The sequence below is a fragment of the Pseudomonas sp. MPR-R2A5 genome (assembly GCF_058793055.1).
Map to the genome: position 1 here is coordinate 1 of NZ_JBXAFK010000074.1, position 16,578 is coordinate 16,578.

Annotated in this window: 11 protein-coding genes; 9 read left to right on the forward strand and 2 right to left on the reverse strand. The window is 62.4% G+C overall.

Annotated features, from left to right (window positions below; genetic code table 11):
• Nucleotides 1–128: 128 nt before the first annotated feature.
• Nucleotides 129–776: a two-component system response regulator NarL gene (narL, locus tag AC1Q6I_RS32630; RefSeq protein WP_024075026.1), complete on the reverse strand. Its 648-nt coding sequence runs from the start codon at nt 774–776 to the stop codon at nt 129–131.
• A complete protein-coding gene (locus tag AC1Q6I_RS32635; protein WP_102625549.1) occupies nt 773–2,575 on the reverse strand; it encodes a HAMP domain-containing protein in 1,803 nt (600 codons plus the stop codon). Before AC1Q6I_RS32635 ends, narL begins: the two co-directional genes overlap by 4 nt.
• Nucleotides 2,576–2,886: 311 nt before the next feature.
• On the opposite strand from AC1Q6I_RS32635, the gene AC1Q6I_RS32640 reads away from it, so the two are divergent.
• From AC1Q6I_RS32640 to AC1Q6I_RS32680, 9 genes are all read left to right on the forward strand, one after another.
• A complete protein-coding gene (locus AC1Q6I_RS32640; RefSeq protein ID WP_024075028.1) occupies nt 2,887–4,143 on the forward strand; it encodes an MFS transporter in 1,257 nt (418 codons plus the stop codon).
• A gap of 2 nt (nt 4,144–4,145) precedes the next feature.
• Entirely contained in the window at nt 4,146–5,543 is a 1,398-nt protein-coding gene (locus AC1Q6I_RS32645) for a NarK family nitrate/nitrite MFS transporter (RefSeq protein ID WP_024075029.1), read from the forward strand.
• 58 nt (nt 5,544–5,601) lie between these two features.
• Nucleotides 5,602–9,375: a nitrate reductase subunit alpha gene (locus tag AC1Q6I_RS32650; protein WP_024075030.1), complete on the forward strand. Its 3,774-nt coding sequence runs from the start codon at nt 5,602–5,604 to the stop codon at nt 9,373–9,375.
• A gap of 1 nt (nt 9,376) precedes the next feature.
• A complete protein-coding gene (gene narH, locus AC1Q6I_RS32655) occupies nt 9,377–10,915 on the forward strand; it encodes a nitrate reductase subunit beta (RefSeq protein ID WP_102625550.1) in 1,539 nt (512 codons plus the stop codon).
• A 2-nt stretch (nt 10,916–10,917) separates the two neighbouring features.
• A complete protein-coding gene (narJ, locus tag AC1Q6I_RS32660) occupies nt 10,918–11,673 on the forward strand; it encodes a nitrate reductase molybdenum cofactor assembly chaperone (protein WP_102625551.1) in 756 nt (251 codons plus the stop codon).
• Complete coding sequence (gene narI, locus AC1Q6I_RS32665) at nt 11,666–12,346, forward strand: respiratory nitrate reductase subunit gamma (protein ID WP_024075033.1); 681 nt, start codon at nt 11,666–11,668, stop codon at nt 12,344–12,346. The genes narJ and narI overlap by 8 nt, the downstream gene beginning before the upstream one ends.
• A gap of 10 nt (nt 12,347–12,356) precedes the next feature.
• Nucleotides 12,357–13,283: a peptidylprolyl isomerase gene (locus AC1Q6I_RS32670; protein ID WP_102625552.1), complete on the forward strand. Its 927-nt coding sequence runs from the start codon at nt 12,357–12,359 to the stop codon at nt 13,281–13,283.
• A 1-nt stretch (nt 13,284) separates the two neighbouring features.
• Nucleotides 13,285–14,271 carry a GTP 3',8-cyclase MoaA gene (moaA, locus tag AC1Q6I_RS32675; protein WP_102625553.1) on the forward strand — a complete coding sequence of 329 codons (987 nt, stop codon included), beginning with the start codon at nt 13,285–13,287 and terminating at the stop codon, nt 14,269–14,271.
• A 294-nt stretch (nt 14,272–14,565) separates the two neighbouring features.
• A complete protein-coding gene (locus AC1Q6I_RS32680; RefSeq protein ID WP_024075036.1) occupies nt 14,566–16,566 on the forward strand; it encodes a ribonucleoside triphosphate reductase in 2,001 nt (666 codons plus the stop codon).
• The last annotated feature ends 12 nt before the right edge of the window (nt 16,567–16,578 follow it).

The window sequence follows — 16,578 nt, forward strand, 5'->3', positions numbered from 1 at the left end:
TGGTGGGGCAAGAGCCCTTTTGGTTACTTTTGGGGCTCTTTTCCAAAAGTGACCCGCCGTAAGGGCGGAACCGCCAGTGGCCGTCACCTAAATAACGGATATGTACTCAACCCCACCCCAAAAAAACCTCACCCCGCCTGCCGCAAATGCTCCATCGCCCAAACCGCCGCCTCCACCCGCGACCGCAACCCCAACTTATGCAGCAAATTTTTCACATGCACCTTCACCGTCCCCTCGGTAATCCCCAACTTATGCCCGATCACCTTGTTGCTATGCCCACTGGCAATCGTCTTCAACACCTGCCGCTCCCGCTCGGTCAACTCCACCGCCGCATGGGGTTGCGGCGAGCGCAGGGCCTGGGCCAGGACCCGCGTCAACCCAGGGCTGATCACCAAGGCACCCTGCAAGGCATCGCGGATGAACTGGACGACCAACTCCGGCTCCATGTCCTTGAGCAGGTACCCGTTGGCATCCAGGCGCAGGGCATCGCGAATATCGTCTTCAGCGTCGGACACCGTAAACAGCAACACCTTGCCCGCATAGTTCATGGCCCGCAGGCGGCGCAGGGTTTCCAGGCCGTTCATTTGCGGCATGTTGTTGTCCAGCAGCACCAGGTCCGGTTGCAGCGTGTCGATCTGGTCCAGGGCTTCCTGGCCATTACCGGCCTCGCCGACTACCTGCAAGTCGTCTTCCAGTTCCAGCATCTGGCGCATGCCGTGGCGCATCATCGGGTGGTCGTCGACTAGCAGGATGCGGTGGCGAGTGGGTGTGTTCATGCGTGGGTGCCTTGTAGAGGTTGCCCGAGGAATTCCGGGTGAAAACGCAATTGCACGCGCGTGCCCTGGGGCTCGCGTGGGCCGATGTCGAGTTGGCCGTGCAGGCTGCGTGCGCGCTCGTCCATGATGGTCAGGCCGTGGTGTTCACGTTGATCGACGTCGCCGCAAAAGCCACGGCCGTCGTCTTCGATGCACAGGCTGACGGTCTCGCCCTCCTGGCGCAGTTGCAGCCAGGCGTTTTGCGCATGGGCGTGGCGCAGGCAATTGGACAGGGCTTCGCGGGTGATTTGCAGCAAGTGGATCTGCTCACTGGCCGATAGCTGGAAGGCCAGGGCGTCGACGTGCAGGTGGACCTGGAATTCGCCGCGCCGGGAAAACTCTTCAGCGGTGTCCTGCAGTTCCTGCACCAGCCCGGCATCGTGGATTTGCAGGCGGAAGGTGGTGAGCAACTCACGCAGTTGCCGGTAGGCATTGTTCAGACCGTCGCGCAGCTCGGCGGTGACGGTGGCCAGGGTCTCCACCGGTTCGCCGCGGCGGATCAGGGTTTGCATGCGGCTGACTTGCAGCTTCATGTACGACAGCGCCTGGGCCAGGGAGTCGTGCAGTTCGCGGGCGATGATGGTGCGTTCGTCGAGCAGCAGCAAGCGGTGGTCCTGCTCGCGCTGGCGCTTGAGGGACAGTGAGGTGCCGATCAGGTTGGCCAGGGCCTGGATCAGTTGTTTCTCCCAGTCCTGGGGCGCATGGCCGTCGATGAAGTGGGCCTTGAGTTCGCCCAGTTCCGAGCCCTGGTTGCTGATGCTGAACACCTGGGGCGGCGCGACCTTGTGTTTCTGGCAGGTCGCGCAGTCGCCGATGGCGCAGACGTTGCGGCTGTCGCCGCCATGCAGGGCGAGCATCTGCTGGGCCGGTGCGAGGAAGTGGCCTTGCAGGCACAGCGACAGGCGCAGCCCCGGCAGGCGCTTCTGGAAGCGTCGGATCAGTTCATCCAGGCCCTCGGCATTCGCCAGGCGCGTGGCCAGGCTGCGGCTGCTCTGGTAGAGCAACTCGAGGGCGGCGTTGGCCTGTTGCAGGTTGAGGGTCTTGAGGCGCACCTGGCTTTCCAGGGTGCGGTGGGAGGCTTCGATGGTTTCGGCCATGGTGTTGAAGCTCAGGGCCAGTTGCCCCAGTTCATCCTCGGAACGGTGGTTGACCCGGGTCTTGAAGTCGCCGTCGCGAAAGCGCCGGGTGGCCTGCACCAGCTCCTGCAAGGGGTTGACCACGCCGTATTGCAGTTCATACAGGCCGATCAACAGGATGATCAGGGTGCTGAACAGCGCCAGGCCCTGGATGCCTTGTTGCCAGCCTTGTTTGTGTTCGCTCTGTTGCTGCAACAGGCTGACGAATTGATTCAATTGCTCGACGAACCCCGGTGCGCTGGCCTGGAACAGGGCGGCGTCACCCCGTGCCAGGGCCGGGCGCAGGTCGTCGTGCCAGCGTTGCTGGATCTGTTGGTAGCTTTGCAACAACGCACTGCGCGGGCCGTCTTCGAGCACGGCCTTGAGCGACTGGCTATCGAGACGCCCTTGCAGGCTTTGGGTAATGCTGTCGATCTCGTCGGCCGGTGCGCCGGCGGCGAGCTTCCAGCTCAGGTGGTAGGTCTCCATGCGCACCGAGCCTGCGGTATTGATCGCGGCGGCGTCGCCCTGGCTGAACCAGGCGATCAAGCCGGCACTCAAGGAACTGGCGAGCGCGAGGATCGCGATCAGGATCACGGCCAGGCCGGCGCGGGCGGGCAGGGAACTGCGCAGCCAGCTAAACACGGCGGCGTAATCGAAGGAGGGGGGACGTCTGCATGGCGGCACCAAAAAGGGCAAAAAGGGCTGGAACACCGCAATCCCTGGCGCACTACCTCTAAAGAATTGCCGGCAAACCCTCCCACGGGAAAACACCGGCACAAGAGACCAATCCATTGATAAATAAAGACTTTCTCTTGTTGTTCGAACTACCTCCTTAGAGGTAGGTGGGGCCAGCATAGCCCGATACCCCCCAGGCGGACGTTGATCTGCGTCAAGTTCCAAGGGGGGGCCGCCCCTAACCTGCGCTCATGGAATCACTTTCTGGAGCGCGTACCGTGACTCAACCCCGTATAAGACAAGGCCTGGTGCTGGGCATGAGCACACTGGCTTTCACCGTCTGCTTTATGGTGTGGATGATGTTCGCCGTGTTGGGCGTCCCCATCAAAGAGCTGTTGCAACTCAACGAAACCCAGTTCGGCCTGTTGGCCGCCACGCCGGTGTTGACCGGTTCCCTGGTGCGCCTGCCGCTGGGCCTGCTGACTGACCGTTTCGGCGGGCGCATTGTGTTCTTCCTGCTGATGCTCGCGTGTGTGTTGCCGCTGTACCTGATCACTTACGCCACCGCCTATTGGCAGTTCCTGGTCCTGGGCCTGTTCGTCGGCCTGGCCGGTGGCTCGTTCTCGGTGGGCATCGCCTACGTTGCCAAATGGTTCGACAAGGACAACCAGGGCTTCGCCATGGGGGTGTTTGGCGCCGGCAACGCGGGCGCCGCTGTCACCAAGTTTCTGGCCCCGGCGCTGATCGCCCTCGGCACCTGGCACCTGGTGCCCAAGGTGTTCGGCGCAATCCTGTTTATCACCGCGCTGCTGTTCTGGTTTCTCACCAGCGAAAACAAGGCGCACCGCAGTGCCGGCGGCGCGACCCTGCGCCAGCAGTTGCTGTGCCTGAAAGACCCGGCCGTGTGGCGCTACTGCCAGTACTACTCGATTGTGTTCGGCGGCTACGTGGCCCTGGCGCTATGGATGACCAAGTACTACGTGCAGGAATACGGTTTCAGCCTGCAAAGCGCCGCACTGCTGGCCGCGTGTTTCTCGCTGCCCGGTGGCGTGCTGCGTGCGGTGGGCGGTTGGATGTCGGATCGCTGGGGCGCTCAAAGCGTGACCTGGTGGGTGTTGTGGGTGAGCTGGATCTGCCTGTTCCTGCTCAGCTACCCGCAGACCCAATTGCAGGTGCAGACCGTCAACGGCCCCCTGGATTTCCATATCGGCCTCAACGCCACCCTGTTCACCGTGCTGCTGTTCGTGATGGGCATCGCCTTCGCGTTCGGCAAGGCCTCCGTATTCAAGTACATCGCCAATGACTACCCGCAGAACATGGGCGCGGTGTCCGGCATCGTCGGCCTGGCCGGTGGGCTGGGGGGCTTTGTACTGCCGATTCTGTTTGGCGCCCTGGTGGACCTCACCGGCGTGCGCTCGTCCTGCTTCATGTTGATGTACGGCGTGGTCTGGGTGTCCCTGACCTGGATGTACTTCAGCGAAATGCGCAAGCAACCGCTTTTGGGCAAAACCGCCCAACGTCTCCAAGGAGAATGAACATGTCCATCGCGCAAAAGCCCGGCTCGGGGCCGGTGATCCACGACTGGCGCCCTGAGGACCCCGCGTTCTGGGGCGCCAGCGGCAAGAAGACTGCCACCCGCAACCTGTGGATCTCGATCCCTGCGCTGTTGCTGGCCTTCGCCGTGTGGATGGTGTGGAGCACGGTGATCGTGCGCCTGAACGCCATCGGCTTTACGTTCACCACTGACCAGCTGTTCTGGCTGGCGGCGTTGCCGGGCCTGTCCGGCGCGACCTTGCGGGTGTTCTACTCGTTCATGGTGCCGATCTTCGGCGGCCGCCGCTGGACCGCCCTGAGCACCGCGTCGCTGCTGCTGCCATCGCTGTGGATGGGCTTTGCGGTGCAAGACCCCAACACCCCCTACAGCGTGTTTGTACTGATCGCGTTGCTGTGCGGTTTCGGCGGCGGCAACTTCGCCTCGAGCATGTCCAACATCAGCTTCTTCTACCCCAAGTCGCAGCAGGGCACGGCCCTGGGCCTGAACGCCGGCCTCGGCAACCTTGGGGTGTCGGTGATGCAGTTCTGCGTGCCGCTGGTGATCACTTTCGGCGTGTTCGGCCTGGTCGGCGGTCAACCGCAAACCTTGCCGGATGGCAGTCAACTCTGGTTGCAGAACGCCGGTTTTATCTGGGTGCCGTTTATCCTCACCGTCACCGTGGCGGCCTGGTTTGGCATGAATGACCTGTCCAGCGCCCGTGCCTCGTTCAGCGAGCAGGCGGTGATCTTCAAGCGCAAGCACAACTGGCTGATGTGCTGGTTGTACCTGGCCACCTTCGGTTCGTTCATCGGCTTTTCGGCGGCGTTCCCCCTGCTGATCAAGACTTCGTTCCCCGATGTGGTAGCGCTGAAATTCGCCTTCCTCGGGCCTCTGGTCGGCGCACTGGTACGCCCATTGGGCGGCTGGCTGGCGGACAAGTTGGGCGGTGCACGGGTGACCTTGTGGAACTTCGTGCTGATGATCGTGATGGTGTTCGGCGTGTTGCACTTCCTGCCCGAAAACGGCCAGGGCGGCAGCTTCTATGGCTTCCTCGGCATGTTCATGCTGCTGTTCATCACCACCGGCGTGGGCAATGGCTCCACCTTCCGCATGATCCCGGTGATCTTCCGCACCCAGCACGAAAAGGCCAGCGCCGGTAAATCCGCCGCCGAACGCGAGCAAGCGCTCAAAGATGCCGGCAAGGAATCCGCCGCCGTACTCGGCTTCAGTTCGGCCATGGGCGCCTTCGGTGCGTTCTTCATTCCCAAATCCTTCGGCACCTCGATGGCCGCCACCGGCAGCCCGGCGATGGCCTTCTACATGTTTGTCGGTTTCTACCTGAGCTGCATTGTCGTGACCTGGTGGTGGTACGCCCGCAAAGGTTGCGCCACTCCCTGCTGATCGACCACGAATTCGCCGGGGCAACGTACCCCACGGCACGCCTGATGAGGAAAACATCATGAGTCACTTGCTGGATCAACTGCGGTTCTTCAACCGTAAGCAAAACGAATTCTCCGAGGGTCACGGCGAGACCCGCAAGGAGTCCCGCGACTGGGAGAACGTCTATCGCTCGCGCTGGCAGTACGACAAGATCGTACGCTCCACCCACGGCGTGAACTGCACCGGCTCCTGCTCGTGGAAGATCTACGTGAAGAACGGCCTGATCACCTGGGAAACCCAGCAGACCGACTACCCGCGCACCCGCAACGACTTGCCCAACCATGAGCCGCGCGGCTGCCCGCGGGGTGCCAGCTACAGCTGGTACATCTACAGCGCCAACCGCCTCAAGTACCCGAAGATCCGCAAGCCGTTGCTCAAGCTATGGCGTGAAGCGCGCCTGACCCTGCCACCGGTCGAGGCGTGGGCGAGCATTGTCGAGGACAAGGTCAAGGCCGACTCGTACAAGAGCAAGCGCGGCATGGGCGGTTTCATTCGCTCGAACTGGGAGGAGGTCAACGAGATCATCGCTGCCTCCAACGTCTACACCATCAAGCAATACGGCCCGGACCGCATCGTCGGTTTCTCGCCGATCCCGGCCATGTCCATGGTCAGCTACGCGGCGGGTTCGCGTTACCTGTCGCTGATCGGCGGCGTGTGCCTGAGCTTCTACGACTGGTACTGCGACTTGCCACCGGCCTCGCCGATGGTCTGGGGCGAGCAGACCGACGTGCCGGAATCGGCCGACTGGTACAACTCCAACTACATCATCGCCTGGGGTTCCAACGTCCCGCAGACCCGTACCCCGGATGCGCACTTCTTCACCGAGGTGCGTTACAAGGGCACCAAGACCGTGGCCATCACCCCCGACTATTCGGAAGTGGCCAAGCTCACCGACCTGTGGCTCAACCCCAAGCAGGGCACCGACGCCGCGTTGGCCCAGGCCTTCAACCATGTGATCTTCAAGGAATTTCACCTGGACAAACCGAGCGCCTACTTCACCGATTACGCCAAGCGCTTCACCGACTTGCCGGTGCTGGTGATGCTCAAGCCGATGACCGGTTTTGCCCCCGGCGCCGGCTTCCAGCCTGACCGCTTCCTGCGGGCCTCGGACCTGACCGGCAACCTCGGCCAGGACAACAACCCGGAATGGAAAACCATCGCCCTCGACGAAAGCGGCGAACTGGTCTCGCCACAAGGTTCCATCGGCTACCGCTGGGGCGAGAAGGGCAAGTGGAACATCCTCGCGAAGGAAGGCGGTGAAGGCCGTGCCATCGACCTGAAACTCAGCCTGATCGGTGACGACGTCGCCGAAGTGGCGTTCCCGTATTTTGCCGGCGAAGCCCACGAACACTTCCAGCACGTGGCCGGCGATGCCGTGCAGTTCCGCCGCGTGCCGGTGCACAGCGTGACCCTGGCCGACGGCAGCGTGGCCAAAGTGGCGACGGTGTTCGACTTGTCCGCCGCCAACCTGGCCATCGACCGTGGCCTGGGCGGCCAGAACGTGGCCAAGGACTACGACGACGCCAGCGTGCCGGGCACCCCGGCGTGGCAGGAAGCGATCACCGGCGTCAGCCGCGAGAAAGCCATCCAGATCGCCCGTGAGTTCGCCGACAACGCCGACAAGACCAAGGGGCGCTCGATGATCATCGTCGGCGCGGCGATGAACCACTGGTACCACATGGACATGAACTACCGCGGGCTGATCAACATGCTCATGCTCTGCGGTTGCGTCGGCCAGACCGGCGGCGGCTGGGCCCACTACGTAGGCCAGGAAAAACTGCGCCCGCAATGCGGTTGGCTGCCCCTGGCCTTCGGCCTGGACTGGAACCGCCCGCCACGCCAGATGAACGGCACCAGCTTCTTCTACGGCCACAGCTCGCAATGGCGCCACGAGAAGATGAGCATGCACGATGTGCTCTCGCCTCTGGCCGATAAATCGCAGTTCCCGGAACACGCCCTGGACTACAACATCCGCGCCGAACGCGCCGGCTGGTTGCCGAGTGCGCCGCAGCTCAACACCAACCCGCTGCACATCTGCCGTGAGGCGGCTGCCGCCGGCATGACGCCGAAAGACTACGTGGTCCAATCCTGGCAGGACGGCAGCCTGCGCTTTGCCTGCGAACAGCCGGACAGCCCGGTGAACTTCCCGCGCAACATGTTTATCTGGCGCTCCAACCTGCTCGGCTCGTCGGGCAAGGGCCATGAGTACATGCTCAAGTACCTGCTGGGCACCAAGAACGGCGTGATGAACGAAGACATCGGCCACAGCACCGAATGCAAGCCCACCGAGGCCGAATGGGTCGAAGACGGCGCCATCGGCAAGCTCGACCTGGTGACCACCCTGGACTTCCGCATGTCCTCCACCTGCGTGTATTCCGACATCGTCTTGCCGACCGCCACCTGGTACGAAAAAGACGACATGAACACCTCGGACATGCACCCGTTCATCCACCCGTTGTCGGCCGCCATCGACCCGGCGTGGGAGTCGCGCTCCGACTGGGAAATCTACAAGGGCATCGCCAAGGCGTTCTCGGCCATGTCGGTCGGCCACCTGGGCGTGGAACAAGACCTGGTCACCGTACCGTTGATGCACGACAGCGTCGGCGAACTGGCCCAGCCATTTGGCGGCACCGACTGGAAAAGCGCCGGTGTGGCGCCGGTGCCGGGCAAGAACGCGCCGAACATGGCGGTGGTGGAACGCGACTACCCGAACATCTACAAGCAGTTCTCGTCCCTGGGCCCGATGCTGGAAAAACTCGGCAACGGCGGCAAGGGCATCAACTGGAACACCGACGAGGAAGTCGAGTTCCTCGGTGAACTCAACCACCACGAAAACGACGCGGGCATCAGCCACGGTCGGCCGAAGATCGACACCGCCATCGACGCCGCCGAGGTGATCCTGTCCCTGGCCCCGGAAACCAACGGCAAGGTCGCCGTGAAAGCCTGGGCCGCGCTGTCGGAGTTCACCGGCATCGACCACAGCCACCTGGCGATCTCCAAGGCCCACGAAGCGATTCGCTTCCGCGACATCCAGGCGCAGCCACGCAAGATCATCTCCAGCCCGACCTGGTCCGGCCTTGAAGACGAACACGTGAGCTATAACGCCGGCTACACCAACGTCCACGAAAACATCCCATGGCGCACCATCACCGGCCGCCAGCAGTTCTACCAGGATCACCCGTGGATGCAGGCGTTCGGCGAGCAGTTGATGAGCTACCGGCCACCGGTCAACACCCGCACCATCGAAGGGGTGAAGGGCAAGCGCAGCAACGGCGAGACCGAGATCGTGCTGAACTGGATCACCCCGCACCAGAAATGGGGCATCCACAGCACCTACAGCGACAACCTGCTGATGCTCACCCTGAGCCGTGGCGGACCGATTGTGTGGCTCTCGGAGATCGACGCCAAGCGCGCCGGCATCGAGGACAACGACTGGATCGAATGCTTCAACGTCAACGGCGCCTTGACTGCCCGTGCGGTGGTCAGCCAGCGCGTGAAGGAAGGCATGGTGATGATGTACCACGCCCAGGAACGCATCGTGAACGTGCCGGGTTCGGAAACCACCAAGACCCGTGGCGGCCACCACAACTCGGTGACCCGCGTGGTGCTCAAGCCGACGCACATGATCGGCGGCTATGCCCAGCAGGCCTACGGTTTCAACTATTACGGCACGGTCGGTTGCAACCGCGACGAGTTTGTCGTGGTGCGCAAGATGGCCAAGGTCGACTGGCTCGATGGCTCCACCGGCAATGACCTGCCGCGCCCATTGCCGACTGATATCGAGGAGAACTGAGATGAAGATTCGCTCACAGATCGGCATGGTCCTCAACCTGGACAAATGCATCGGTTGCCACACCTGTTCCATCACCTGCAAAAACGTGTGGACCAGCCGTGAAGGCATGGAGTACGCCTGGTTCAACAACGTTGAATCCAAACCCGGTATCGGCTACCCGAAAGAGTGGGAAAACCAGGACAAGTGGAAGGGCGGCTGGATTCGCAACGCCAACGGCTCGATCAACCCACGCATCGGCGGCAAGTTCCGCGTGTTGGCGAACATCTTCGCCAACCCCGACCTGCCGAGCCTGGACGACTACTACGAACCGTTCGATTTCGACTATCAGCACCTGCACACCGCACCGTTGGGCGAGCACCAGCCGACCGCACGCCCACGTTCGCTGGTGTCCGGCAAGCGTATGGAAAAGATCGAGTGGGGCCCCAACTGGGAGGAAATCCTCGGCACCGAATTCGCCAAGCGCCGCAAGGACAAGAACTTCGACCAGATCCAGGCCGACATTTATGGCGAGTACGAAAACACCTTCATGATGTACCTGCCGCGCCTGTGCGAGCACTGCCTCAACCCGGCGTGCGCGGCGTCGTGCCCGAGTGGCGCGATCTACAAGCGTGAAGAAGACGGCATCGTGCTGATCGACCAGGAAAAGTGCCGGGGCTGGCGCATGTGCATCAGCGGCTGCCCGTACAAGAAGATCTACTTCAACTGGAAGAGCGGCAAGTCCGAGAAGTGCATCTTCTGCTACCCGCGTATCGAAGCCGGTATGCCGACCGTGTGCGCCGAAACCTGTGTGGGGCGGATTCGCTACCTCGGCGTGCTGTTGTACGACGCCGACCGCATCAGCGAAGTGGCGAGCACGGCCAATGAGCAGGACCTCTACGAGAAACAGCTGGAAATCTTCCTCGACCCGAATGACCCGGCGGTGATTCGCCAGGCCCTGGCCGATGGCGTGCCACAGTCGGTGATCGACTCGGCCCAGCGTTCGCCGGTGTACAAAATGGCCGTGGATTGGAAACTCGCGCTGCCGCTGCACCCGGAATACCGCACCTTGCCGATGGTCTGGTACGTGCCGCCGCTGTCGCCGATCCAGAACGCCGCAGCGGCTGGCACCGTGGGCATGAACGGGGTGATCCCGGATGTCGACAGCCTGCGCATTCCGCTGCGTTACCTGGCCAACCTGCTCACCGCGGGCGATGAGAAACCGGTCAAGCGTGCGCTCAAGCGCCTGTTGGCGATGCGTGCCTACAAACGCTCCCAGCAAGTCGACGGCGTGCAGGACCTGCAAGTGCTCGAAGACGTCGGCCTGAGCGTGGAACAGGTGGAAGAGATGTACCGCTACCTGGCGATCGCCAACTACGAAGACCGCTTTGTGGTGCCGAGTGCGCACCGTGAAGACGCCATGAGCGATGCGTTCGCCGAGCGCTCCGGCTGTGGTTTCAGCTTTGGCAGCGGTTGCAGCGGCAGCTCCGACACCAACATGTTCGGCGCCAAGAAGGTCAACCGCCGCGACGTGCTGAAAACCGTACAAATCTGGGAGGACTGAGCATGCGCATTCTTAAAGTGATTTCGTTGCTGCTGGACTACCCCACCGACATCCTGGTGAACGGCCGCGACGAACTGGAACAGGCGATCATCGAATCGCGGGAAATCAGCCCCAAGCAGCGCGGCGCATTGTTCGAGTTGCTGGAGCTGATCTGCGCCAATGACTTGATGGACGGTCAGGAACACTACGGTGCGTTGTTTGGCCGGGGGCGTTCGCTGTCGTTGCTGTTGTTCGAGCACGTGCATGGCGAGTCCCGCGACCGCGGCCAGGCCATGGTCGACATGATGGCCCAGTACGAAGAGGCCGGGTTTGCCATCGGCGTCAAGGAGCTGCCGGACTACATCCCGTTGTACCTGGAGTTCCTCTCCACCCGTGAAGACATCGAGGCCCGCGAGGGCCTGGCGGATGTGGCGCACCTGTTGGCCTTGCTCGCCGCGCGGCTGGAAGAGCGCGAGAGCGGCTATGCCAGTTGCTTCCGTGCGCTGTTGCAGATTGCCGGCGCCGAGCCGCACCAGGCTGTGGCCGAACTGCGTGCCCAGGTCGCCGCCGAACCGCGTGACGACTCCCTCGAAGCCCTGGACAAAATCTGGGAAGAGGAAGCGGTGGACTTCATGCAGGCCGAGCAGCAGGACCGTTGCAGTTCGATGCCCAGCGCACCAGGCAAGGCCCGCGAAGAAAGCGCGGTGCCGTTGCACTGGGTGGATTTTCAGCAAGAAGGGCGGGCCGCAGTGCCGGCCGGGGAGGTGGGTAATGTCTAAGTGGAATTTGCTGGTATTCGGGATCTATCCCTATGTCGCCCTGGCGATCTGCCTGTTGGGCAGCTGGGCGCGGTTCGACCTGTCGCAGTACACCTGGAAGGCCGGCTCCAGCCAGATGCTCAACAACCGTGGCATGCGCGTGGCGAGCAACTTCTTCCACATTGGCGTGCTGTTCGTGCTGGCCGGGCATTTTGTCGGCCTGTTGACCCCGGCGTCGGTCTATCACCATGTGATCAGCACCGAGCACAAGCAGTTGCTGGCGATGGTCTCCGGTGGCTTCTTCGGCCTGCTGTGCCTGGTGGGCCTGCTGATGCTGGTCAAGCGTCGCCTAGGTGACCCGCGTGTACGGGCCACGTCAAGCCCGTCGGACATCCTGATCCTGCTGGTGTTGCTCGCGCAGTTGGTGCTCGGCTTGCTGACCATTGTCGCCTCCACCGGGCATATGGACGGTTCGGTGATGGTGATGCTCGCCGACTGGGCGCAGAACGTGGTGCTGTTGCGGCCGATGGACGCGGCGGCTTCGATCGAGCCGGTCAGCCTGATCTACAAGGCGCATGTGGCGTTGGGCTTGACCCTGTTCGTGCTGTTCCCGTTTACCCGCTTGGTGCACATGGTCAGCGCGCCGATCTGGTACCTGGGGCGTCGTTATCAAATCGTGCGGCAGAAGTATTGAGGAGAACGTCATGACTACAGGATGCGGATGTGGTGGCGGGAATGGCGGCAGCGGTGGTTGCGGCTCGTCGGTCAAGGAACCGGTGATTGCCGAGGTGGCGGCCCAGGCTTCGTTCGAGGAGCTCAAGGCGCCGGAATTGATCGCCAGCAGTGAACAGGAATGGCCGATCGTCAGCGTCAACGGCGTGCCAGTCACGCCCGAGGCCATGGCCCTGGAATTGCAATATCACCCGGCTGAAAGTCGCGAGGAAGCGGTGTACCTGGCCGCCCGCGCACTGGTGATCCGCGAGCTGTTGCAGCAACGGATCGTCGAGCTGGGCCTGGCGGTGGAGATCGCCGCCGGCGAGAACGAAGAAGAAGCGGCCACGCGCCTGTTGCTGGAGCGCGAGGTCAAGGTGCCTGAGTGTGACGAGGCCACCTGTGTGCGCTACTTCGAGAACAACCGCGGGCGCTTTCACAGCGCGCCGCTGCTGGCGGTGCGGCACATTCTGCTTGAATGCGCGCCGGACGATGCCGACGCACGCCACCTGGCGCACACCCAGGCGGAAATCCTGTTGCTGACCCTGGAAGAGCAGCCTGGCCAATTTGCCGAGCTGGCCCTCAAGTATTCGGCGTGCCCGTCCAAGGCCCAGGGTGGTTCGTTGGGCCAGGTGAGCAAGGGGCAAACCGTGCCCGAACTGGAGCGCCAGCTGTTCACCCTGGCCCCGGGCCTGGCCGGCAAGCCGCTGGAGAGTCGTTATGGCTGGCATGTGATCAGTGTCGACCAACGTATCGAAGGCCAGCCGCTGCCGTATGAAGCGGTGGCGGTCGCGATCCGCACCCAGTTGCAGCAGGGCGTGTGGCAGAAGGCATTGGTGCAGTACCTGCAAACCCTGATCGGCGCGGCGGACATCCGCGGCATCGCGCTGCAGGGCGCCGACTCGCCGTTGGTGCAGTGACATGAGCCTGGTGGATGGGGTGGGCCGTTCGATCGATTACCTGCGCTTGTCGGTGACCGACCGCTGTGATTTTCGCTGTGTGTATTGCATGGCCAAAACCATGACGTTCCTGCCGCGCCAGCAGGTGTTGACCCTGGAAGAGCTGGAACGCCTGGCGGCGCTGTTTGTCCGCCAAGGCGTGCGCAAGATCCGCCTCACCGGCGGCGAGCCGTTGATCCGCCCGGGCATTGTCGGGCTGTGCCGCAACATCGCGGCACTGCCGGGCTTGCGTGAACTGGTGATGACCAGCAACGGCTCGCAGCTGGCGCGACTCGCACAGCCGTTGGTGGAGGCGGGGGTCAAGCGCATGAACATCAGCCTCGACAGTCTGGATGACGCGCGGTTTCGTGCGATTACCCGCAATGGCGACTTGCAGCAGGTGCTCGCGGGGATCAAGGCGGTCAGCCAAGCGGGGTTCGAACGGGTCAAGCTCAATTGCGTGGTGATGAAGGGACGCAACTTCGACGAAGTGCCGGCGCTGGTGCAGTTCGCCATCGACCAGGGCATCGACATCAGTTTCATCGAGGAAATGCCCCTGGGGGATGTGGGGCGCTCGCGGGGCGAGACGTTCTGCTCCAGTGATGAAGTGCGAGCGGTGATTGCCCGTGAGCATGGGTTGATTGATAGCACCGAGAACAGCGGAGGCCCCGCGCGGTATGTGCGGTTGGCGGGGCATCCGGGCACCCGGGTGGGGTTTATTTCGCCTAATTCGCATAATTTTTGTGGAAGTTGTAATCGGGTACGGATGACGGTGGAGGGGCAGTTGCTGTTGTGTCTGGGGCAGGAGGATGCGCTGGATTTTCGCGCTTTGCTGCGGCGCTATCCGCTGGATGACGGGCCCTTGATCGCGGCGTTGCACAAGGGTTTGAAAGGCAAGCCGCTGCGCCATGATTTCACGGGGGCGGGGGAGGTGCAGGTGGTGCGGTTTATGAATATGAGTGGAGGCTGATTTGAGATCAAAAGCCAAAGCGCGGCGGCCATAGAGCCGACCGGTGTCGGGTCTGGTGTACTCGGTAAAAAATGTGGGAGGGGGCTTGCCCCCCGATGAGGGAGTGTCAGTGGATGCATCTATGGCTGACCCACCGCCATCGGGGGCAAGCCCCCTCCCACAAAAACGGATATGCCTCCCCAATCAAAAAACCTTGACCCCGATCAAGGGAAATCCACCCCATTCTCCGTAATCTCACTGCATATTGTGTCTATCGATCTAAAAACATCTATATGTAGTGTCTGGAGCCCGGAAATGCAAAACACGCTCACCCCGCTGGTCAGCACCCGCCTACACAAACGCGACGGCAGCCTGGTCCCCTTCGATGCCGAAAAAATCCGTCAGGCGCTGATCGCCGCCGGCACCGCTACCGGCGAGTACCAAGCCGCCGATGTCGACCTGTTATTGGGTGCCGTCCTGGCCCGCCTCAGGGGTATCGAACAGCTGGATGTCGAACAGATCCAGGACAGCGTCGAACGCGTGCTGATGGACGCCGGCTACTTCCTGTCGATGCGCGCCTATATCGTCTATCGCGAACAACACGGCCGCCTGCGCCGCGACCGCAAGACCCTGGTGGAAGTCGCCACCTCGATGAACGAATACCTCGACCGTGAAGACTGGCGCGTGCAGGCCAATGCCAACCAAGGCTATTCCCTCGGTGGGCTGGTGTTGAACGTGTCGGGCAAGGTCACCGCCAACTATTGGCTGGACGAGGTCTACAGCCAGCAGATCGGCCGCGCCCACCGGGAGGCGGACCTGCATATCCATGACCTGGACATGCTCGCCGGCTATTGTGCCGGCTGGTCGTTGCGCTCGCTGCTGCACGAGGGCCTCAACGGCGTGCCGGGGCGTGTCGAAGCCGGGCCGCCCAAGCACTTGAGCAGCGCCCTGGGGCAGATGGTCAATTTCCTCGGCACCCTGCAAAACGAATGGGCCGGCGCCCAGGCGTTCAGTTCATTCGATACGTACCTGGCGCCCTATGTGCGCAAGGACCAACTGAGCTACCCCGAAGTGCGCCAGGCGGTGCAGGAGTTCATCTACAACCTCAACGTGCCGTCGCGCTGGGGCACCCAGACGCCGTTTACCAACCTGACCTTCGACTGGGTATGCCCGGAAGATTTGCGTGAGCAGGTGCCGGTGATCGGCGGTGAGGAAATGCCGTTCGCCTATGGCGATCTGCAAACGGAAATGGAGCTGATCAACCGTGCCTACATCGAAGTGATGCAGGCCGGCGATGCCAAGGGCCGGGTGTTCACCTTCCCGATCCCCACCTACAACATCACCCACGATTTCCCCTGGGACAGCGAGAACGCCGACCGCCTGTTCGAGATGACTGCGCGCTATGGCCTGCCGTATTTCCAGAATTTCCTCAATTCCGATATGCAGCCCAACCAGGTGCGCTCGATGTGCTGCCGCCTGCAACTGGACGTGCGCGAGCTGCTCAAACGCGGCGGTGGGTTGTTCGGTTCGGCGGAGCAAACCGGCAGCCTGGGCGTGGTGACGATCAACTGCGCGCGCCTGGGTTACCTGTTCAAGGGCGACACCTCTGGCTTGCTGCAACGCCTGGACAGCCTGATGGACATGGCGATGGAAAGCCTGGAGGTCAAGCGCAAGGTGATCCAGCACCATATGGATGCCGGGCTGTACCCCTATACCAAGCGCTACCTGGGCACCTTGCGCAATCACTTCTCCACCATCGGCCTCAATGGCATGCACGAGATGCTGCGTAACTTCACCGGGGACGAGCAGGGTATGCACACCGCTGAAGGCCGTGCGTTCGCGCTCAAGTTGCTCGACCACGTGCGCGCCACCTTGCTGCGCTTCCAGGAAGAGACCGGCCACCTCTACAACCTCGAAGCCACGCCGGCCGAAGGCACTACCTACCGTTTCGCCAAGGAAGACCGCAAGCGCTACCCGGACATTCTGCAAGCCGGCAGCGTGGACGCGCCGTACTACACCAACTCGTCGCAGTTGCCGGTAGGTTTCACCGAAGACCCTTTCGAAGCCCTGGAGCTGCAAGACGAACTGCAATGCAAATACACCGGCGGCACCGTGTTGCACCTGTACATGGCCGAGCAGATTTCCTCGGCCCAGGCGTGCAAGCAACTGGTGCGCAAAGCCTTGGGGCGTTTCCGCCTGCCGTACTTGACGGTGACCCCGACCTTTTCGATCTGTCCGGTCCACGGCTACCTCGCCGGCGAACATGAGTTCTGCCCCAAGTGCGATGAAGTCCTCGCGCTCGCGGCCCGTTCTTGAACCGATTTATCA